The following is a 1,690-nucleotide window of genomic DNA, read 5'->3' on the forward strand; positions in this document are numbered from 1 at the left end:
GGGTGGATAGCGACCAAGTCTGAGGCCAGACTGAGGTTGCATCCATTCAACCTGGAGACGACGATGTTGCTCGATCATCCTATCGACGGACCGGCCGCTATCCGCACGCAGTTTGGCGCAATTTTCGTGTCGTTGGAACTGAGTCGTTCGACATGGCTGGTGACCTCGCTCTCGCCGGGCAAGGGCGAGAAGATGTCGAAACACAGCGTGGAGGCCGGCGGTCTTGCGGAACTGCTGAAGCTGTTCGCGGAGCTGAAGCGCAAGGCGCAGGTGCGAATGGGCGAGAGCTATCCAATCATCACGATCCAGGAGGCGGGGTTGGACGGGTTCTGGCTTCACCGGGCCCTGCAGCAGGAAGGCATCGAGAGCCACGTGGTGGATCCGGCCTCCATCGCGACGCCGCGCCGGCGCCGGCGAGCCAAGACGGACAGGCTGGACGGCGAGACGTTGTTGCGGACGCTTCTGGCCTACAAGCGTGGCGAGCCTCGGGTCTGCGCCATGGTCGTTGCTCCCTCTCCCGAAGAGGAGGATCGCCGCCGGCTCTGCCGGGAGCGGCGGACCTTGATTGCCGAGCGGATCGAACATGTGAACCGGATCAAGGGTCTTCTGTTCGCGCAAGGGATATCGGATTATGCGCCGTTGCGGCGGGATCGACGGAAGCGGCTGGAGGTCTTGCGGACGGGAGACGGGCGCGCATTACTGCCGCATCTGAAGGCGCAGATCGGCCGTGAGCTCGACCGGCTCGAACTGCTGCTCAACCAGATCGCGGCGGTGGAGCGCGAGCAGGATGCGTTGCTAGCGGTGAGCAAGCCGTCGGGCGAGAAGGCTGCATCGGACCCGGTCACGATGCTGCTCAACCTGAAGAGTTTGGGCCCGAACTTCGCTGCCATTCTGTGGTCGGAGGCCTTTTGGCGGCAGTTCGCCAACCGCCGTCAGGTCGCATCTTATGCCGGGCTTGCGGCGACACCCTGGCGCAGTGGTGGGATCGAGCAAGAGCAAGGCGTGTCGAAAGCCGGCAATCCGCGCCTGAGAACCACGATGATCCAGCTCGCCTGGCTCTGGGTGCGCCATCAGCCGCAATCGGCTCTGACCCAATGGTTCAAGGCGCACAGCCAGCGCGGCCGCAAGCGTGCGATCGTGGCGCTGGCCCGCAAGCTGCTCGTGGCGCTGTGGAAGTACGTGACCGCTGGCGTCGTGATCGAGGGAGCCGAGCTGAAGGCTGCCTGATGCGAGGCTTCCTGCAACCTTAAAACCAATCTGCCGAGGACCGATCAGCCTCGGCCGATCCGGGTGGACGAACCGATGGATTGCTTGGCTGCAAACGCCGCAACGAAGAATGGTCCCGTCCTCTCGAGCCTGCCCGCCGCAAGCGGAATGTTGGTGCGGTCGCCACCGAGCGACGACCGAATGTGAGTTTGATCTGGCATGCAAACCAGATTGCTGAACCGGCTCGACCCTTGATCGCCGAACACAGGAGTTCACGCCGCACTTCCCGACCTGACGAGCCTGAAGGCGTACTCGCTCGGGTCAAGACCAAGCCGCTTCGCGGCGGCCCTCACGGGCCGGTCTTGACCCGATCTGCGCGCGCCTTCCGAAAGATCCCACGGTCGGGACGAAGAGCTGGCCTGCAATCGAACAAAGAGCTGATCATAAATCTTGACACACCAAACCCCCATGTGAGCAATCCAGA

Annotated in this window: 1 protein-coding gene; it reads left to right on the forward strand. The window is 63.2% G+C overall.

Going from position 1 to position 1,690, the window contains the following annotated elements:
- Positions 1-63: 63 nt before the first annotated feature.
- Positions 64-1,227: an IS110 family transposase gene (locus IVB12_RS17400; RefSeq protein ID WP_247300803.1), complete on the forward strand. Its 1,164-nt coding sequence runs from the start codon at positions 64-66 to the stop codon at positions 1,225-1,227.
- The last annotated feature ends 463 nt before the right edge of the window (positions 1,228-1,690 follow it).

The sequence above is a fragment of the Bradyrhizobium sp. 179 genome, from assembly GCF_023073535.1.
Taxonomy (GTDB): domain Bacteria; phylum Pseudomonadota; class Alphaproteobacteria; order Rhizobiales; family Xanthobacteraceae; genus Bradyrhizobium.